This is a genomic window from Streptomyces sp. NPDC004732, from assembly GCF_040609235.1.
Taxonomy (GTDB): Bacteria; Actinomycetota; Actinomycetes; order Streptomycetales; family Streptomycetaceae; genus Streptomyces.
The window spans coordinates 510,887-528,166 of record NZ_JBEXJR010000001.1 but is presented as its reverse complement, the minus strand read 5'-3'; the positions used below and the strand labels follow the sequence as shown (position 1 = coordinate 528,166).

At 71.1% G+C, this 17,280-nt stretch carries 20 protein-coding genes; 5 read left to right on the top strand and 15 right to left on the bottom strand.

The window, feature by feature from the left end:
* The first annotated feature begins 35 nt into the window (after positions 1-35).
* The 5 genes from ABZV77_RS02210 to ABZV77_RS02190 all read left to right on the top strand — a co-directional run bounded on the left by ABZV77_RS02210 (position 36) and on the right by ABZV77_RS02190 (position 3,998).
* On the top strand, positions 36-1,244 hold the full coding sequence (locus tag ABZV77_RS02210) for a S8 family serine peptidase (protein ID WP_356249335.1): 1,209 nt from the start codon (positions 36-38) through the stop codon (positions 1,242-1,244).
* A 73-nt stretch (positions 1,245-1,317) separates the two neighbouring features.
* Complete coding sequence (locus tag ABZV77_RS02205; protein ID WP_356249333.1) at positions 1,318-1,869, top strand: DUF1697 domain-containing protein; 552 nt, start codon at positions 1,318-1,320, stop codon at positions 1,867-1,869.
* Positions 1,862-2,230 (top strand): nuclear transport factor 2 family protein, encoded by a 369-nt coding sequence (locus tag ABZV77_RS02200; protein WP_356249331.1) that lies wholly within the window; start codon positions 1,862-1,864, stop codon positions 2,228-2,230. The genes ABZV77_RS02205 and ABZV77_RS02200 overlap by 8 nt, the downstream gene beginning before the upstream one ends.
* 18 nt (positions 2,231-2,248) lie before the next feature.
* Positions 2,249-3,256 carry a 2-dehydropantoate 2-reductase N-terminal domain-containing protein gene (locus ABZV77_RS02195; protein WP_356249330.1) on the top strand — a complete coding sequence of 336 codons (1,008 nt, stop codon included), beginning with the start codon at positions 2,249-2,251 and terminating at the stop codon, positions 3,254-3,256.
* An 85-nt stretch (positions 3,257-3,341) separates the two neighbouring features.
* Positions 3,342-3,998, top strand: coding sequence for a DsbA family protein (locus tag ABZV77_RS02190; RefSeq protein WP_356249328.1), 657 nt, complete (start codon positions 3,342-3,344; stop codon positions 3,996-3,998).
* Positions 3,999-4,017: 19 nt separating this feature from the next.
* Here the strand turns inward: ABZV77_RS02190 and ABZV77_RS02185 are convergent, their stop codons facing one another.
* The 15 genes from ABZV77_RS02185 to ABZV77_RS02115 all read right to left on the bottom strand — a co-directional run bounded on the left by ABZV77_RS02185 (position 4,018) and on the right by ABZV77_RS02115 (position 17,038).
* Positions 4,018-4,563 carry a GNAT family N-acetyltransferase gene (locus tag ABZV77_RS02185; protein WP_356249326.1) on the bottom strand — a complete coding sequence of 182 codons (546 nt, stop codon included), beginning with the start codon at positions 4,561-4,563 and terminating at the stop codon, positions 4,018-4,020.
* 52 nt (positions 4,564-4,615) lie between these two features.
* Positions 4,616-5,473, bottom strand: coding sequence for a hypothetical protein (locus tag ABZV77_RS02180; protein WP_356249324.1), 858 nt, complete (start codon positions 5,471-5,473; stop codon positions 4,616-4,618).
* An 11-nt stretch (positions 5,474-5,484) separates the two neighbouring features.
* Positions 5,485-6,249, bottom strand: a complete 765-nt coding sequence (locus ABZV77_RS02175) for a sirohydrochlorin chelatase (RefSeq protein ID WP_356249322.1) — start codon at positions 6,247-6,249, stop codon at positions 5,485-5,487.
* A 6-nt stretch (positions 6,250-6,255) separates the two neighbouring features.
* On the bottom strand, positions 6,256-7,167 hold the full coding sequence (locus ABZV77_RS02170; RefSeq protein WP_356249320.1) for an ABC transporter permease: 912 nt from the start codon (positions 7,165-7,167) through the stop codon (positions 6,256-6,258).
* The gene (locus ABZV77_RS02165; protein ID WP_356249318.1) at positions 7,154-7,945 is read right to left on the bottom strand and encodes an ABC transporter ATP-binding protein; all 792 of its coding nucleotides are present in this window, start codon (positions 7,943-7,945) and stop codon (positions 7,154-7,156) included. Before ABZV77_RS02165 ends, ABZV77_RS02170 begins: the two co-directional genes overlap by 14 nt.
* Positions 7,946-7,979: 34 nt before the next feature.
* Positions 7,980-9,083 (bottom strand): aliphatic sulfonate ABC transporter substrate-binding protein, encoded by a 1,104-nt coding sequence (locus tag ABZV77_RS02160; RefSeq protein WP_356249316.1) that lies wholly within the window; start codon positions 9,081-9,083, stop codon positions 7,980-7,982.
* Between the two features lie 202 nt (positions 9,084-9,285).
* Positions 9,286-10,662: a GTP-binding protein gene (locus ABZV77_RS02155; RefSeq protein WP_356249315.1), complete on the bottom strand. Its 1,377-nt coding sequence runs from the start codon at positions 10,660-10,662 to the stop codon at positions 9,286-9,288.
* Between the two features lie 2 nt (positions 10,663-10,664).
* Positions 10,665-11,603: a sulfate adenylyltransferase subunit CysD gene (gene cysD, locus ABZV77_RS02150; protein ID WP_356249313.1), complete on the bottom strand. Its 939-nt coding sequence runs from the start codon at positions 11,601-11,603 to the stop codon at positions 10,665-10,667.
* A complete protein-coding gene (gene cysC / locus ABZV77_RS02145; RefSeq protein WP_356249311.1) occupies positions 11,600-12,181 on the bottom strand; it encodes an adenylyl-sulfate kinase in 582 nt (193 codons plus the stop codon). Before cysC ends, cysD begins: the two co-directional genes overlap by 4 nt.
* Positions 12,178-12,894, bottom strand: coding sequence for a phosphoadenylyl-sulfate reductase (locus tag ABZV77_RS02140; protein WP_356249309.1), 717 nt, complete (start codon positions 12,892-12,894; stop codon positions 12,178-12,180). Before ABZV77_RS02140 ends, cysC begins: the two co-directional genes overlap by 4 nt.
* Positions 12,891-13,070, bottom strand: coding sequence for a hypothetical protein (locus ABZV77_RS02135; protein WP_356249307.1), 180 nt, complete (start codon positions 13,068-13,070; stop codon positions 12,891-12,893). The genes ABZV77_RS02140 and ABZV77_RS02135 overlap by 4 nt, the downstream gene beginning before the upstream one ends.
* Positions 13,067-14,764 carry a nitrite/sulfite reductase gene (locus ABZV77_RS02130; protein WP_356249305.1) on the bottom strand — a complete coding sequence of 566 codons (1,698 nt, stop codon included), beginning with the start codon at positions 14,762-14,764 and terminating at the stop codon, positions 13,067-13,069. Before ABZV77_RS02130 ends, ABZV77_RS02135 begins: the two co-directional genes overlap by 4 nt.
* Before the next feature lie 147 nt (positions 14,765-14,911).
* On the bottom strand, positions 14,912-14,995 hold the full coding sequence (locus ABZV77_RS02125; RefSeq protein WP_317850486.1) for a putative leader peptide: 84 nt from the start codon (positions 14,993-14,995) through the stop codon (positions 14,912-14,914).
* Positions 14,996-15,107: 112 nt separating this feature from the next.
* Positions 15,108-15,695, bottom strand: coding sequence for a GNAT family N-acetyltransferase (locus ABZV77_RS02120; RefSeq protein ID WP_356249303.1), 588 nt, complete (start codon positions 15,693-15,695; stop codon positions 15,108-15,110).
* A 44-nt stretch (positions 15,696-15,739) separates the two neighbouring features.
* Positions 15,740-17,038 carry a GAF domain-containing protein gene (locus ABZV77_RS02115; protein WP_356249301.1) on the bottom strand — a complete coding sequence of 433 codons (1,299 nt, stop codon included), beginning with the start codon at positions 17,036-17,038 and terminating at the stop codon, positions 15,740-15,742.
* Between the last annotated feature and the right edge of the window lie 242 nt (positions 17,039-17,280).

The following is a 17,280-nucleotide window of genomic DNA, read 5'->3' as shown; positions in this document are numbered from 1 at the left end:
CATCCCCCCACACAGCACTGAGGAGACCCCTCTTCATGGCAACTCACAAGCGTGCCCGCACGATGAAGCTCACCGCCGCGATAGCCACCGCCGCCACCGCGGTCGGTGTCACCGTCTTCGCGACCTCGTTCGCCGGTGCGGCCACCCCCGCCGAGGGCAAGGTGTACGGCCTGGACGCCAAGGGTGCCGTGGCCGGCAGCTACATCGTGATGCTGGACGAGAAGGCCGACAAGGGCGCCAAGTCCGACCTCGCCAAGGAGTACGGCGGCCAGCTCAAGCACAACTACTCCTCCGCGATCAACGGCTTCTCCGCCAAGGGCCTGAGCGAGACCGACGCCAAGCGCCTGGCCGCCGACCCGGCCGTCGGCAAGGTCGTCCAGTCGAAGAAGTTCTCCATCGACGCCACCCAGGACAACCCGCCGTCGTGGGGCCTGGACCGCATCGACCAGGACGACACCGCGGGCGACAAGAAGTACACCTACCCGGACGCCGCGGGTGAGGGCGCCACCGCGTACGTCATCGACACCGGTGTCCGCGTCAGCCACAAGGACTTCGGCGGCCGCGCCACGTCCGGCTTCGACGCCGTGGACAACGACGACAACGCCGACGACGGCAACGGCCACGGCACGCACGTCGCGGGCACCATCGCCGGTGACGCGCACGGCGTCGCCAAGAAGGCGAAGATCGTCGCCGTCCGCGTCCTGGACGACCAGGGCTCCGGCACCACCGAGCAGGTCGTCGCGGGCATCGACTGGGTCACCAAGAACCACAAGGGCCCCTCCGTCGCCAACATGAGCCTCGGCGGCGGCGCGGACGAAGCCCTCGACGCGGCCGTCAAGAAGGCGATCGACGCGGGCGTGACCTTCGCGGTCGCCGCCGGCAACGAGTCGACCGACGCGGGCCAGGGCTCCCCGTCCCGCGTGAAGGAGGCCATCACGGTCGCCTCCTCCACCAAGGACGACGAGCAGTCGGACTTCTCCAACTACGGCTCCGTCGTGGACATCTACGCCCCGGGCTCGGACATCACGTCCGACTGGAACACCGGTGACGACGCCACCAACACCATCTCCGGTACGTCGATGGCGACCCCGCACGTCGTGGGCGCCGCCGCCGTCTACGTCGCGGGACACCCGGACGCCAAGCCCGCGGACGTCGCCAAGGCGCTGACCGACGGTGCGACCGCGGACAAGATCTCCAACCCGAGCGAGGGCACGCCCAACAAGCTCCTGAAGGTCGTCGAGTAATCCTCGCCGCCCGCTGAGCCGCGGCCGTCGTGCCCACCCCCACGGGGCACGGCGGCCGCTTTATCGTGTGCGTATGGCGATCAAGACATACGCGGTGCTGCTGCGCGGCATCAATGTGGGCGGCCACAAGAAGGTGCCGATGGCCGAGCTGCGCACGCTCCTCGAAGGGCTCGGGCACGGCGGCGTACGGACGTATCTGCAGAGCGGCAACGCGGTCCTCGCCGCGGACCACGGCGACGAGGAGTCGCTGGCCGCCGAGGTGCGGGCGGCGATCGAGGAGCACTTCGGCTTCGCCGTCGACGTCCTCGTGCGCGACCACGCCTATCTGAAAGCGGTGGCGGACGCCTGCCCGTTCCCCGCGGCCGACCTCGAAGCGAAGCAGCTGCACGTCACCTACTTCTCCGGGCCCGTCGACCCGGCCCGCTTCGCCTCCGTCGACCAGCAGGCCTTCCTGCCGGAGGAGTTCAGGCTCGGCGACCGCGCCCTCTATCTGTACGCCCCCGACGGCCTCGGCCGCTCCAAGCTCGCCGAGCAGCTGGCGAAGCCCCGCCTGACCAAGGGCCTCATCGCCACCACCCGCAACTGGAACACCGTCGCCCGGCTGGAGGAGATGACCCGTGCCTGAACTCACCCCCGCCGTCGAGGCCGCCGTCGAGGCCGAACTGCGGCTCCTCGACCCCGAGGTGCGCGTCTCGCCCGAGCTCTTCGGCGCCCTGCTGCACCCGGAGTTCACCGAATTCGGCGCCTCGGGCACACGGTGGGACCGCGCGTCGATCGTGCGGGTCCTCAGGGCGGCCAAGGAGCCCGACGCCGCCCCCGTCACGGTCTCCGGCATGCGGGGCGTGCAGCTCGCCGACGACCTGGTGCACCTGACGTTCGACACCGAGAGCAACGGCCGCCGGGTCCACCGCAGTTCACTGTGGCGGAAGTCGGAGAGCGGCTGGCGGATCTGGTTCCATCAGGGCACGCCGTTCAGCGAGGGATAGCGAGGAGTGGGGTCACGCATGCGCTACATCATCATCGGGGCAGGGGCGGTCGGCGGCACCGTGGGCGGGCGGCTCGCCGAGGCGGGGCACGAGGTGGTCCTCGTCGCCCGGGGCGCCCACGCCGCCGCCCTGCGCGGCGGCGGGCTGCGCCTCAGGACGTCCGAGGGAACCCGCACCCACCGGCTGCCCGTCGTCGAACAGCCCTCCGAGCTGGGCGAGTTGGACCCCGACGACGTACTCTTCCTGGCCGTCAAGACCCAGGACGGCGCCGCGGCCCTCGACGCCTGGGGCGGACGCCCGGTGACCGGCGGCGGCACCGCGGCCGAGCGGCTCCCGCTGGTCTGCGCGCAGAACGGCGTGGAGAGCGAACGCATCGCCCTGCGCCGCTTCCGCCACGTGTACGGCGTGTGCGTCTGGCTGCCCGCCTCCCACACGGAGCCGGGCGAGGTGTCCGCCGCGGGCGCCCCGTACTCGGGCATGCTGCACATCGGCCGCTACCCGGCGGGCACGGACGAGACCGCCCGCCGGATCGCCGCGGACCTGGAGAAGTCGCGGATCCTCGCGCCCGTCGTCGCCGACGTGCTCCGCTGGAAGTACGCGAAGCTGCTGGCCAACCTGGCCAACTCCGTCGAGGCGGTCACCGGGCCGATGACCGGTGACGAGGCCGGGAACCTGTACGCACGGGCCCGCGCCGAGGGCGAGGCCGCGTTCACCGCTGCCGGGATCGTGTGGGTGGGCGACGAGGAGCAGGCGGAGACCCGCGGCGACCGCATCCGCCTCGAACCCCTCGACGGCTCCCCGCGCGGCGGCGGCTCCTCCTGGCAGAGCCTCGACCGCGGCACGGGCAGCATCGAGGCCGACTACCTCAACGGCGAGATCGCCCTGCTCGGACGGTTGCACGGGGTGCCCACCCCGGTGAACGACGCGCTCCAGAGGGTGGCCAACGCCTTCGCGAGGGAGCGGCGGCCCGCGGGCTCGATGACGGTGGCGGAGCTGGCCCGGGAGATCGACGGCGAGGGCGGGTGACCCCACTGCTCCGTACGAAGTGGCCCGGCCGGGCGGGGTGTTAATGGCCCACAAGCAGGGGCCATTGGCTGGATAGTGTCGGGACATGACGAAGCCCGACGCCACACCCGATGCCACGCCGGACGCCACCGCCCACGCCCCGACCCGGGTCGACTTCTACTTCGACCCGGCCTGCCCGTTCGCCTGGATCACCTCGCGCTGGATCCTGGAGGTCGAGCGCCACCGCGACCTCGACCTGCGCTTCCACGTGATGAGCCTCTACTTCCACAACGAGGGCAACGAGCTCCCGGAGTGGTACCGCGACCTGGTCGACCGCTCCCTCACCCTCACCCGGATCGCCGCGGCCGCCGCCGAGCGGCACGGCGAGGAGATCCTCCGGGACCTCTACACCGCCTTCGGCACCCGGGTCCACCAGGAGAAGAACGAGGACTTCGACGAGGTCGCCGCGCAGTCCCTGGCCGAGCTCGGGCTTCCGGCCGAGCTTGCGGCGGCGGCGCGCGACGCCGCGTACGACGAGCCGCTGCGGCGCAGCCACGACGCGGGCAAGGACCCGGCGGCCGACGGCTATGTGGGCACGCCGACGATCCACGTCGACGGCACCGTCTGGTTCGGGCCCGTCCTGCGCGCGATCCCGCGCGGCGAGGAGGCCGCCCGGCTCTTCGACAGCTTCCGCGTCCTCGCGGGCCACCCGGACCTCTTCGAGCTGAAGCGCACCCGCACCGGCGGCCTGGACTTCTCCTGAGCTCCCGGGGGCGGGAGCCTCAGGGCGTGCCGGGTGCGACCGGTGCGACGGGCTCCCCGGGGAGCCGCGAGGTGAGGTGCAGGGTGACCCTGCCGTCCTCCTCGGGGATCTCGCGGATCCGTACGTAGCCGAGGCGCGCGAGGACGGAGAGGGACGGGGCGTTCTCGGAGTCGACCGTCGCGTGCACCTCGGCCAGGCCCAGCGTCTCGTGCCCGTACGCGGTGAGGAGCCGGGCCAGTTCCGTGCCGAGCCCGAGGCCCCAGCTGTCCCTGGTCAGGCCGTAGACGATCTCGGTGCCGTCGAGCCAGGTCTCAGGCGATGGCTTGACCTCGGCATGGCCGACGTAGCGCCCCTCGTGCCGGACCGCCCAGACGGGGAAGCGGTCCTCCGGGTAGATCAGGTCGAGGATCCGGCCGAACAGGGCGCGGTCCTCCGCCGCGCTCTGGATGCCGTCCCCGAACCAGCGGCCCACGGCCTCGTCCTGGAAGAGCGCGACGAAGTCCGCCTCGTCGGAGGCGACATAGGGCGAGAGGGAGAGTCGTTCGGACCTCAGTTCGGGCGTCATTGGCGTGACGGTAAGGGGGCGGAGACGGGGCCGCAAGCCGATTCGGCGGTGCTCAGCCCGCCACCCGCGGCAGCCCGATGGGGTTCGGGAAGGGCAGGACGTCCGACTCCAGGATGCGGCGGACCGCCGGTTCGAGCGCGGTGAGGAGCGCGTCCGCCTCCCCCCTGGGCAGCGGGCGGAGCAGCCGCCCCGCGAGGCGGTCCGTGTCCTCCTCTATCAACTCCCGCTTGCTGACACCGTGTTCGGTGACCCGGTCCGACGTGTCGAGCAGCCCCATGTAGCGCATCCGGTCCACGGAGGCGGCCCACTCCTCCTCCGTCCAGCCCCGGTCCTGCCGGATACCGGCCGCGTCCACCCGGTCCGTCGCGGCGGCGAGGACCAGGCTCTCGCGGGCGTCGAGACCGTGATCGGCGAGGACCGCGACATGCGCGTCGCCCCGGAACTCGCGCACGCACGTGATCAGTTGCCAGAGCCGCTCGACCGGATCGGAGCGGTGCGCCAGATCACGGTTGGCGGCGAACAGCGGACGCGCGAGCGACGGCGCGTCCTCCACCATGGCCATCAGCGGGTCATTGACCTTTGCCGCCAAGTCCTCGATGGACGGCACCAGTTGGCGCAGCGCGGCAGCCGTGACGCGGGCGCGCTCCTCGATGACCCGGTCCGGCGACGCGTACTCCCACGCCGACGGCAGGGCCCGCGCCACCATGCCCGGCGCGAAGACGCCGAGCGCCGCGGCGGCCACCCCGGGGCCGACCCGCCCCATGGGCGCGGTACGGGCCGCGAAGTACCCCATCCAGAAGCCCTTGAGTCCCACGGCTCTGCCGAGGCCGCGGCAGCGCTCCTCGAAGTAGACCACCGCGTGCAGGGGTTCGGTGCGCAGCCACAGCGTGCGGGATCGACTCGGGGTCATGAACCCACAAGCTAGGCCAGTGCGGGAATCCGCGCCAGGGGAGCAACGGGGCAGGTGCCAGGCGCATACGCCTCGTCGTAGCGCCGTAGCAGCAGACTCGCCACTTCCGGTGCGGGGCCGAGGACTTCGGCCAGCACGTCGGCGTCGGCGGCACCCCGCGCGATGCGGTCCGGCAGGAAGCCGGGGGCCAGGACGTAGGGCGCGACGGCCACCCGCCGCACCCCCTCCACGGCCCGCAGCGCGCGCACGGCGTCCTCCGTGCGCGGCAGAGCCGCGGAGGCGAACGCAGGCCGCACGGCGCACCAACCGGTGCACCGCCACTCCCGCGCGATTTCAGCGATCACTGCGATCGCCTCCGGGTCCGATGACCCCGCCGAGGCCAGCACGACCCCGGTCGAGGACTTGTCGGCGGGGTCGAGCCCCGCCTCGTACAGGCGCCGCTCCAGGGCGGAGACGAGCAGCGGCGAAGGGCCGAGCACCGCCGCCTGCCGGATGCGCAGTGCGGCCGGTGCTTCGCGCAGCACCGCGGGGATGTCCGACTTCGCGTGGAACGCGCGGGTCAGGAGCAGCGGCTGGGCCACCACGTCCCGTACGCCCTCTGCGGCGAGCCGCTCCAGGACGCCGGACACGGTCGGGGCGTTGAAGTCGAGGAACCCCGTCTCCACCCGCAGTCCCGGGCGCAGCGACCGCACCCGGCGCACCAGCGCGCGCACGGTCGCGGCGTGCCGCGGGTCGCGGCTGCCGTGGGCGACGAGGAGCAGGACGGGACGGTGCACGGCGGTTCAGCTCCTTCCGACGAGGCCGCGGCTGCGCAGGACCCAGCGCTCAAGGGGGCTGAAGATGAGCAGGTCGATGGCGATGCCGACCAGGAGGATGAGCAGGATGGCTTCGAAGACCATGGCCATGTCGCTGGCGTTGCGGCCGTTCTCCAGAAGTTGGCCGAGTCCCACGCCGAGGTCGGGGAAGGACGCGATGATCTCGGCGGCCATCAGCGAGCGCCAGGAGAACGCCCAGCCCTGCTTGAGTCCGGCGACGTAGCCGGGCAGGGCGGCAGGCAGCACGATGTGCCAGGTGCCCTTCAGGCCGGTGGCGCCCATGGTGCGCCCGGCCCGCAGGAACAGCGGCGGCACCTGGTCGACGCCGGAGACCAGGCCGTTGGCGATGGAGGGCACCGCGCCGAGCAGGATCACCGTGTACATCATCGAGTTGTTCAGGCCCAGCCAGATCACGGCGGGCGGCACCCAGGCCACCGAGGGCAGCGACTGCAGGCCGGACAGGATCGGGCCGATCGCCGCCCGGATGAACCGCACCCGCGCCACGATCAGACCCAGCGGGGTGCCGATGAGCAGGGCGAACAGGAAGCCGAGCAGGCCGCGCGAGACGGACGTCCAGATGTAGCCGAGGAGCTCGCCCTCCAGCCACGCCTGGTGCGCCACGTCCCACACCGCACCCGGCGAGGGCAGCTTGCTGGGATCGTCGACGATCTTGAAGGTGACCAGTGCCTGCCAGACGAGCAGCACCAGCACCACCGCGGTGAACGGCGGCAGCACCTTCTGGACCAGGACCTGGCGCACGGGCATGCGGGTGGGGCCCGTCTGCGCATCCAGTGCGTCCAGGCCCGCCTCGAGTCCGGCGAGGTCCTGGCCGTTGCCGGACTCCTTGACCGCTCCGGTCGTCGTCTCAGTGCTGGCCATGGCGGCGGATCTCCCCACGCAGTTGTTCGGTGATCTCGACGGACAGTTCCGCCACGGCGGTGTCCTCGATGCGGCGCGGGTGGGGGATGTCGACCCGCCACTCGTGCGCCACCCGGCCGGGGCGCGACGAGAGGAGCACGACGCGCTGGGCGAGGCGCACGGCCTCGCGGACGTTGTGCGTGACGAAGAGGACGGAGACGTCTCTCTCGCGCCAGATGCGGGTCAGCTCGTCGTGCAGGACGTCACGCGTGATCGCGTCGAGCGCCGCGAACGGCTCGTCCATCAGCAGCAGTCGGCTGTCCTGGGCGAGCGCGCGGGCCAGCGCCACGCGCTGGCGCATGCCGCCGGAGAGCTCGTGCACCCGCTTGCCGTACGCGCCCTGCAGCCGGACGAGCGTGAGGAGCTCCTCGGCCTTCGGGCGGCGGTCCGCCTTCGGCACGCCGCGCAGTTTCAGGGCGAGTTCGATGTTCTTGCCCGCGGTCAGCCAAGGGAAGAGCGCGTGCTCCTGGAACATCAGGGCCGGGCGGCCGTCCGTCGTGATGGCGCCCGCGGACGGCTCGTCGAGCCCGGCCACCAGGTTGAGCAGCGTCGACTTGCCGCAGCCCGACGCTCCCAGGAGGGTGACGAACTCGCCCGGTGCGACATCGAGCGTGATGTCGTCCAGGACCAGCTGCGGTCCGGCGGGGCCGCCGAAGGACTTCGAGACGTGCTCGATCCGCGCGGCGTGCTCGGCCGGGGTGCGGGTGTCCTCCGCGGCCTTGGCGAGGGTCGTTGCCATGGTCGTCACCTCCTGGGAACGTCGTCTTCCGGGGCTACTTGACGCCGAGTCCGGCGTCGTCGACCGGGGACTCGCCCTCGGCCTTGAGGACCTTGTTCAGCGGACCGAGGTCGTAGATGCCCTTGAGGTCGGGCTTCTTCAGGAGACCGGCCTTGACCGCGTGGTCGGCCTCGGCGTCCAGGGTCGCGGCGAGCGGGTCGTTGGTCGTCTGGATCGACTTCCAGGCAGGGTCGAGCACCTCGGCGGGCAGCGGCTTGCCGGCGTCCGTCTTCAGCCGCTCGTTCGCGGCGGCCTTGGCCTTCTCCGGGTTCTTCGCGATCCACGCGTTGGTCTTCACGGCGCCGCGCAGCACGGCCTCGACGACCTTCGGGTGCTCCTTCAGGAACTCCTGCCGCACGATGATGTTGGTGATCACGAACTTCTTGTCCGGCCACAGGTCGGACTCGTCGAGAAGCACCTTGCCGCCCTCGGCGACCAGCTTGGACGCGGTCGGCTCCGGCACCCACGCGCCGTCGATGGAACCGGACTTGTAGGCGTCAGGGGTGATCTTGTTGTCGGTGCGGACCACCGATACGTCGCCCTTGCCGCTCTGTGCGTCGACGTCCCAGCCCTGCTCGGCGGCCCAGTTGAGGAAAGCCACGTCCTGGGTGTTGCCGAGCTGCGGGGTGGCGATCTTCTTGCCCTTGACGTCCTTGAGGGACTTGATCTTCTCGGGGTTGACCACGAGCTTCACGCCGCCGGAGGCCGAACCGCCGATGATCTGCAGGTTCTTGCCCTGGGACTTGGTGTAGCCGTTGATGGCGGGAGAGGGGCCGATCCAGCCGATGTCGATCGACTTCGCGTTCAGCGCCTCGATCTCGGAGGGTCCGGCGTTGAACGTCGCGTACTTCGCCTCCGTGCCGCCGAGCTCCTTCTGGAACAGGCCTTCCTGGTTTCCCACCAGGGCGGTGGCGTGGGTGAGGTTCGGGAAGTACCCGATCTTCACGCTGTCCAGGCCGTCGATCTTCTTGGCACCCTCGGCGACCTTGGACTTGCCGTCCTCGTCGGAGCTGTCGGAGCCGTAGCCGCAGGCGCCGAGCGCCAGGGCGAGGAGGGGCAGGGCCGCGAGTGCGGCGAGTCGGGTACGTGAAGCAGGCACGGGAGGTGGTCCCCTCGTTGGCCCGGGCGCACGCCGTCAGGTCGTGGCCGGGAGATCGGCAGGTCTTCGTTTTCGCGGTCGTCGAACGGAAGGCGTTACTCCGCACATCGCGCGACTCCGCCCTGCCCGCTGCCGAGGGCGCCGCTGCCGATGCGGCCGCCCTCCTTCGCGAACGTCGCGTATACGTCTACGTAGGTCATGGTCAGAAGTCCCATCCGTCGTCACTGCCGTCGGCGGGGGCGACCGGCTCCGCGGGGGCGTCGGTGGGCGCGGCGAATGCGTCGCCCGCCATGCCCGCCGCCAGCGTCGTGCCGTCCGCGGGATCGATCAGCAGGAACGATCCGGTGCGGCGCGAGTCCGCGTACGTGTCGAGCGCGAGCGGCTCGGCGGTGCGGATCTTGACCCGGCCGATGTCGTTGGCCACGAGCTGGCCGGGCTCCGGGTGCTGGGAGAGGTCGTCGAGGGTGAGCCGCGACGGGATCTCCTTGACGATCGCCTTGACCGTACGGGTGGTGTGCTTGAGCAGCACCCGCTGGCCGACGGAGAGCGCGGTGTCCGCGACGTGGCAGACCGTCGCCTCCACGTCCTGCGAGGTCTTCGGGACGTCGCCGCTCGGCACCAGCAGATCGCCGCGCGAGATGTCGATGTCGTCCTCCAGGAGCAGCGTGACGGACTGCGGCGTCCACGCCACGTCCACCGCCTTGCCCAGCAGGTCGATCCCGGTGACCTTCGAGGTCCGCCCGGAGGGCAGCACCGTCACGGACTCGCCGACGCGGAAGGTACCGGCCGCGATCTGGCCCGCGTAGCCGCGGTAGTCGGGGTGCTCGGCGGTCTGCGGACGGATCACGTACTGCACGGGCAGCCGTGCGTGGCAGGAGGCGAGGTCATGGCTGACCGGGACCGTCTCCAGGTGCTCCAGGACGGTCGGGCCGCCGTACCAGTCCATGTTCGACGACGGCTCGACGACATTGTCACCGGCGAGCGCCGAGATCGGGATGGCGGTGATCTCCGGGACGCCCAGCTCGCCCGCGTACGCGGTGAACTCCTTGGCGATCTCCGCGAAGACCGTCTCCTCGTACGCGACGAGGTCCATCTTGTTCACGGCGAGGACCACGTGCGGGACGCGGAGCAGCGCGGCCACCGCGGCATGCCTGCGGGTCTGCTCGATGACGCCGTTGCGGGCGTCGACGAGGACGACGGCGAGGTCGGCCGTGGAGGCGCCGGTGACCATGTTCCGGGTGTACTGCACGTGGCCCGGGGTGTCGGCCAGGATGAAGCGGCGCCGGGCCGTCGCGAAGTAGCGGTAGGCCACGTCGATGGTGATGCCCTGCTCGCGCTCGGCGCGCAGGCCGTCGGTGAGCAGCGCCAGGTCGGGGGCTTCGGCGCCGCGGCTTGCCGAGGCGCGCTCCACGGCCTCCAGCTGGTCGGTGAGGACCGACTTGGAGTCGTGCAGCAGGCGGCCCACCAGCGTGGACTTGCCGTCGTCGACGGAGCCCGCGGTGGCGAACCGGAGCAGGGTGGTGGCCGAAAGCTGCTCGGTGGAGAGCGGCTTCACCGGCTCGGTGGTGCTGTTGCTCATGGTTAGAAGTACCCCTCGCGCTTGCGGTCTTCCATCGCGGCCTCGGACATCTTGTCGTCGGCGCGGGTGGCGCCGCGCTCGGTCAGCCGGGACGCGGCGATCTCGGTGATGACGGCGTCGAGCGTGGTGGCGTCGGAGTCGACGGCGCCGGTGCAGGACATGTCGCCGACCGTGCGGTAGCGGACGAGCCGCTTCTCGACCGTCTCGCTCTCCTTGGGGCCGCCCCACTCGCCCGCGGTCAGCCACATCCCGGAGCGCTGGAACACGTCGCGCTCGTGGGCGAAGTAGATCCCGGGGAGCTCGATGTCCTCGCGGGCGATGTACTGCCACACGTCCAGCTCGGTCCAGTTGGAGAGCGGGAAGACGCGGACGTGCTCGCCGGGCGCGTGGCGGCCGTTGTAGAGCTGCCAGAGCTCGGGGCGCTGGCGGCGCGGGTCCCACTGGGAGAACTCGTCGCGCAGGGAGAACACCCGCTCCTTGGCGCGGGCCTTCTCCTCGTCACGGCGTCCACCGCCGAAGACCGCGTCGAACTTCTCGCTCTGGATCTTCTCCGTGAGCGGTACGGTCTGCAGCGGGTTGCGGGTGCCGTCCGGACGCTCGCGCAGCTTCCCTGCGTCGATGTACTCCTGCACGGAGGCGACGTGCAGCCGCAGCCCGTGCTCGGCGACCACGCGGTCGCGGTACTCGAGGACCTCGGGGAAGTTGTGTCCCGTGTCCACGTGCAGCAGTGAGAAGGGGATCGCCGCGGGGGCGAACGCCTTCAGCGCCAGGTGCAGCATGAGGATGGAGTCCTTGCCGCCGGAGAAGAGGATCACCGGGTTCTCGAACTCGCCCGCCACCTCGCGGAAGATGTGGACGGCCTCGGACTCCAGGGCGTCCAGGTGGCTGAGCGCGTACGGGCTGTCGGTGCCCTCGTCGGTCACTGTGGCGACGGTCGTCATGCGAGACCCCTTTCGGTGAGCAGCGCGTGGAGGGCGGCCGCGGACTCCTGCACGGTCTGGTCCTGCGACTCGATGCGCAGGTCGGGCGAGTCCGGTGCCTCGTACGGGTCGTCGACCCCGGTGAGACCGGAGATCTCGCCCGCCGCCTGCTTGGCGTACAGGCCCTTCACATCGCGTACGGAGCAGACCTCGACCGGCGTCGCGACGTGCACCTCCAGGTACCCGGTGCCGTTCGCCTGGTGGCGCTTGCGCACCGCCTCGCGGCTGTCGGCGAACGGGGCGATCACCGGCACCAGGGCCAGCACGCCGTTGCGGGCGAGGAGTTCGGCGACGAAGCCGATCCGCTGCACGTTGGTGTCCCGGTCCTCGCGGCCGAAGCCGAGGCCCGCCGAGAGGAACGTGCGGATCTCGTCGCCGTCGAGGACCTCCACGCGGCGGCCCTCGGCGCGCAGCAGGCCCGCCAGTTCGTACGCGATGGTGGTCTTTCCGGCGCTGGGCAGGCCGGTGAGCCAGACGGTGGCTCCGGTCGTCACGTGGTTCTCCCGGGTCGGTTGCGGCTCGGTCTGCGGCGCGGTCATCCGTGGATCCCGCATTCGGTCTTGGCGTTTCCGGCCCAGCGGCCGGCCCGCGTGTCCTCGCCCTCCAGGAGGCGGCGGGTGCAGGGGGCGCAGCCCACCGAGCCGTAGCCGTCCATCAGGAGCGGGTTGGTGAGGACGCCGTGCTCGGTGACGTACGCGTCGACGTCGTCCTGCGTCCAGCGGGCGATCGGCGAGACCTTGACCTTGCGCCGCTTCTCGTCCCAGCCGACGACCGGGGTGTTCGCCCGGGTCGGCGACTCCTCGCGGCGCAGCCCGGTGGCCCACGCGGTGTATCCCGCGAGACCCTCCTCCAGGGGCTGCACCTTCCGCAGCTTGCAGCACAGGTCCGGGTCGCGGTCGTGGAGCTTCGGGCCGTACGTGGAGTCCTGTTCGGCCACGGTCTGACGGGGCGTCAAGGTGATGACGTTGACGTCCATGACGGCCTCGACGGCGTCGCGGGTGCCGATGGTCTCCGGGAAGTGGTAACCGGTGTCCAGGAACACGACGTCGACGCCGGGCCTGGCCCGCGCGGCGAGGTGGGCGACGACCGCGTCCTCCATCGAGGAGGTCACGCAGAAGCGTGCCCCGAAGGTGTCGGCGGCCCATTGGAGGATCTCCAGGGCGGAGGCGTCCTCCAGGTCGCGCCCGGCCTGCTCGGCGAGTGCCTTCAACTCGTCGTCCGTGCGCGGCTTCTGATCCTGAGCGGTCGTCATATCTGGCTCTCTCCACTGCTGGTCTGCTGAACGCCCCGGGCGAGCAGCCCGAGGAACTTCAGCTGAAAGGCCCGATTGCAGCCCGCGCATTCCCACGCGCCGTGACCGGCCTCGTTGGGGCGCAGGTCCTCGTCGCCGCAGTAGGGGCAGTGGAACGGGGCGGCACGCTCGCTCACTTGAGGGCCTCCTCGGACGCGCGGGCGGTCCAGGTGGCGAAGCGCTCGCCGTCCTCGCGCTCCGCCTCGAAGCGCTTCAGGACCCGCTCGATGTAGTCGGGCAGCTCGGTTGCGGTGACCTTCAGGCCGCGGACCTTGCGGCCGAATCCGGCGTCGAGTCCGAGGGCGCCGCCCAGGTGCACCTGGTAGCCCTCGACCTGATTGCCCGCGTCGTCGAGCATGAGCTGGCCCTTGAGGCCGATGTCGGCGACCTGGATGCGGGCGCAGGCGTTCGGGCAGCCGTTGATGTTGATGGTGATCGGCTCGTCGAACTCCGGGATGCGGCGCTCCAGTTCGTCGATGAGCGAGGCGCCGCGGGCCTTGGTCTCGACGATGGCGAGCTTGCAGAACTCGATGCCGGTGCAGGCCATGGTGCCGCGCCGGAAGGGCGAGGCGTTGACCCGCAGGTCGAGCGCTTCGAGTGCGGAGACGAGCGGGTCGACCTGCTCCTGCTCGACGTCGAGCACGATCATCTTCTGCTCGGCGGTGGTGCGCAGACGGCCCGAGCCGTGCGCCTCGGCGACCTCGGCGATCTTCGTGAGGGTGGTGCCGTCGACGCGGCCGACGCGGGGTGCGAAGCCGACGTAGAAGCGGCCGTCCTTCTGGCGGTGCACGCCGAGGTGGTCGCGCCAGGTGCCCGCGGGCTGCTCGGGGGCGGGCCCGTCGGTCAGCTTCCGCTGCAGGTACTCGTCCTCCAGGATCTGCCGGAACTTCTCCGGGCCCCAGTCGGCGAGGAGGAACTTCAGGCGGGCGCGGTTGCGCAGGCGGCGGTAGCCGTAGTCGCGGAAGATGCCGATCACGCCGCCGTACACGTCCGGCACCTCGTCGAGCGGCACCCAGGCGCCGAGGCGCACGCCCAGCTTGGGGTTGGTCGAGAGGCCGCCGCCGACCCAGAGGTCGAAGCCGGGGCCGTACTCGGGGTGGTGCACGCCGACGAAGGCCACGTCGTTGATCTCGTGGGCGACGTCGAGCTGCGGCGACCCGGAGATCGCGGTCTTGAACTTGCGCGGCAGGTTCGAGAAGTCGGGGTTGCCGATGAAGCGGCGCTGGATCTCGTCGATGGCGGGGGAGCCGTCGATGATCTCGTTCTCGGCGACGCCCGCCACGGGGGAGCCGAGGATGACGCGGGGCGTGTCACCGCACGCCTCGGTGGTCGAGAGCCCCACGGCCTCCAGGCGCCGCCAGATCTCGGGGACGTCCTCGATGCGGATCCAGTGGTACTGGATGTTCTGGCGGTCGGTGAGGTCGGCGGTGCCGCGGGCGAACTCCTGGGAGATCTCGCCGATCACGCGGAGCTGCTCGGTGGTCAGCCGTCCGCCGTCGATGCGCACGCGGAGCATGAAGTACTCGTCGTCCAGCTCCTCCGGCTCCAGGATCGCGGTCTTGCCGCCGTCGATCCCGGGCTTGCGCTGGGTGTAGAGGCCCCACCAGCGCATACGTCCACGGAGGTCGTTCGGGTCGATGGAGTCGAATCCACGCTTCGAATAGATCGTCTCAATACGTGTCCGCACATTGAGACCGTCGTCGTCCTTCTTGAACTGCTCGTTCCCGTTGAGCGGTGTGAAGTGACCGACGGCCCACTGGCCCTCGCCGCGGTGACGGCTCGCCTTGCGGCGGGGCGTGGCTGGGGCAGGCTTTTCTGGCGTGGCGGCCATGGCGGTACGTCCTTCGGGGCAGCGGGAAAGCGGCTCTGACCTGCGGATATGGCATACGTCCGCAGATGCTGGACACATGCGGGGACGTACGCGCGGCGCTGCGCAGGGAGGGGGTTCAGTGGATGGGGAGCGGCTGTGCTGAGTAGATCAGCAAGCCGGACACATGGCGCTGGACATGCGGCCGAGGTCGACGTGACGTCGACTCACCAAGGCGTTTCCAGTGCGATCCATGCCGGAAGCGTGTCACGGGACTTTCGGCCCAGTCCAGCATTATCCAAAATGCGGACACCCTTGTCCCGCATCGTGGACAAGGGTGTCGTCGGTCACAGCGACGTGCGGGGCGTCAGTCGCGGTCGGCCCCCGGCCACGGGCCCGGCGTCGGCACGTCCGGCTCCTGCTCGACCTTGGTGTCGAAGAGCTTGAAGCCACGCCGCTCGTAGTTGTCCATGGCGTGCTCGCCGTCCTTGGAGCACGTGTGCAGCCAGACCCGCTCGGTCGGCGCGAGCCCCGGCCACCGGTCGGCCAGGTCCCAGGCGCGCGCGACGCCGTGCGACAGGAGGTGGCCGCCGATCCGGCGCCCCCGGAAGGCGGGGAGCAGACCGAAGTAGACGATCTCGACGACACCCTCCGCCGCGCCCCCGTTCTCCCCGCGCGCCGCAAGCTCCACGTACCCGGCCGGTGTCCCCTTCTCGTACGCGACCCACGTCTCCACACCCGGCCGGTCGAGCAGCTTCTGCCACTGCGCATAGGAGAGGGAGAGCCGGTCCGACCAGCGGATGTCCCCGCCGACGGACGCGTAGAGGAACCGGCTGAACTCCGGCGAGGGAACTTCGGCGCGCACGATCCGGACGTCGCCGTCGGGCGCGGCGGCCGGGAGCAGATCGGCGGGCGACGTCTGCTCCAGGGACCAGGTGGTGACAGTGATGCTCATGGGGCTCAGAGAATCATGTGCCGCATCGGGGGGCCACGTCGCCCTCAAGGCTCCGTGAGCCGCCGCGCCGCGCGGACCGCGGGCGCCATCGAATGGGGCAGCAGGTCCGCCGGGCTCCTCGGTGTGATCACGTCGACGTCCACGTCCTCGGGGAAGCGGTAGGGGCGGTGGGCGAGCAGCCCGCCCAGGTAGCGCCGCACGCGGGAGAGCTCGGCGCGCACCGTCACCGTGCGCGCCGGATCGCCGAACATGTCCTCGGCAAGCCCCGAGGCCGTGCGTCCCGTGCGGTACGTACACAGGAGGTAGAGGAGCTCGGCGTGGCGCGGGCTCAGCTCGTGCGTCCAGTCGTGGGCGCCGCCGAGCACCGAGAGCGTCCAGCGGCGCGGGCTGCTCACGTCCAGGACGAGGCGGGTCGCGGCGACCGGCTGCGGCACGTCACCGGGGTTCTCCAGGCGCAGCAGCCACCCGCCGGGCAGCGGCTCCACCAGGCAGGAGCCCAGCGCGGGGAGCCAGCTGTGACCTGCCCCGAAGGACTTGGGGAGCGTCAGCCGGTCCGCGGGAGGCATGCCCGTCACCGCGGCGGTCCAGCCGTGCACGTCCACCGCGAGCGCCCGCCCGTCGAGACGCGCGAGCACCGGCGCCGCCACCGCGCGCAGCCGGTCGAGCGCCGTCACGTGCCGGTCCCGCAGCCGCGCCTCGCCGAGCTTGGCCACCGAGTCGACCAGGGCGAGCGTCGAGGGATGGATGCTCTGCAGCGGGCCGCTGACGTCGACCACGCCCAGCAGCCTGCCGTCACGCGGATCGGTCACCGGGGCGCCCGTGCACGTCCACGGATGGTGGGTCCGCACGAAGTGCTCGGCGGAGAAGACCTGCACGGGGCGCCGCACCACGAGCGGCGTCCCTATGCCGTTCGTGCCCACGACGTTCTCGCCCCAGTCCGCACCCGGTTCAAATCCGAGCGAGTCGGCCTTGCGCAGCACCGCGGCGCTGCCCTCGCGCCACAGCACCCGCCCGTCCGCGTCGCTGACGACCATGATGTGCTGCGCCGCGTCCGCCACGGAGACCAGCGCGTCGCGCAGGACGGGGAGGATCTCCATGAGCGGCGAGGCGCGGCGGCGCTCCTCGAGATCCTCCTCGGTCAGCAGCCGGGACCGGTGGTCGTGGTCGGGGTCGACCCCGCCGAGCAGCATCCGCTCCCACGAGTCGCCGATCACCGGACGCGGCAGGACCCTCGGCCGCCGTCCGGACAGCGTGGCGTCGCGCACCCCCTTCAGGAGGTGTGCGGCGTGCGCGAGATCCATGGCGGACATGTGCGCGAGATCTATCGTCGAGGGGGCGTTCATGACCACTGGGTCCTTTCCGGCCAGACCAGTGTGCGGGGGCAGCCAATTCATCGTGCCCCCTGTGCGCCTCCCCGGGCGCCTCATCGGCGATGAATCGGAAGGACGGCACGGCGAGTTGCAACCTCTTGCAACCCTGGCCGATGCCCGGACGGTGCACGAATCTGGACAACAACGCCGCCCGTGCGGTGTTCACGCTCCTCAAGGGGCCTGAAAGACGGGGGTGGTGCCGTGTCGGCGCAGCA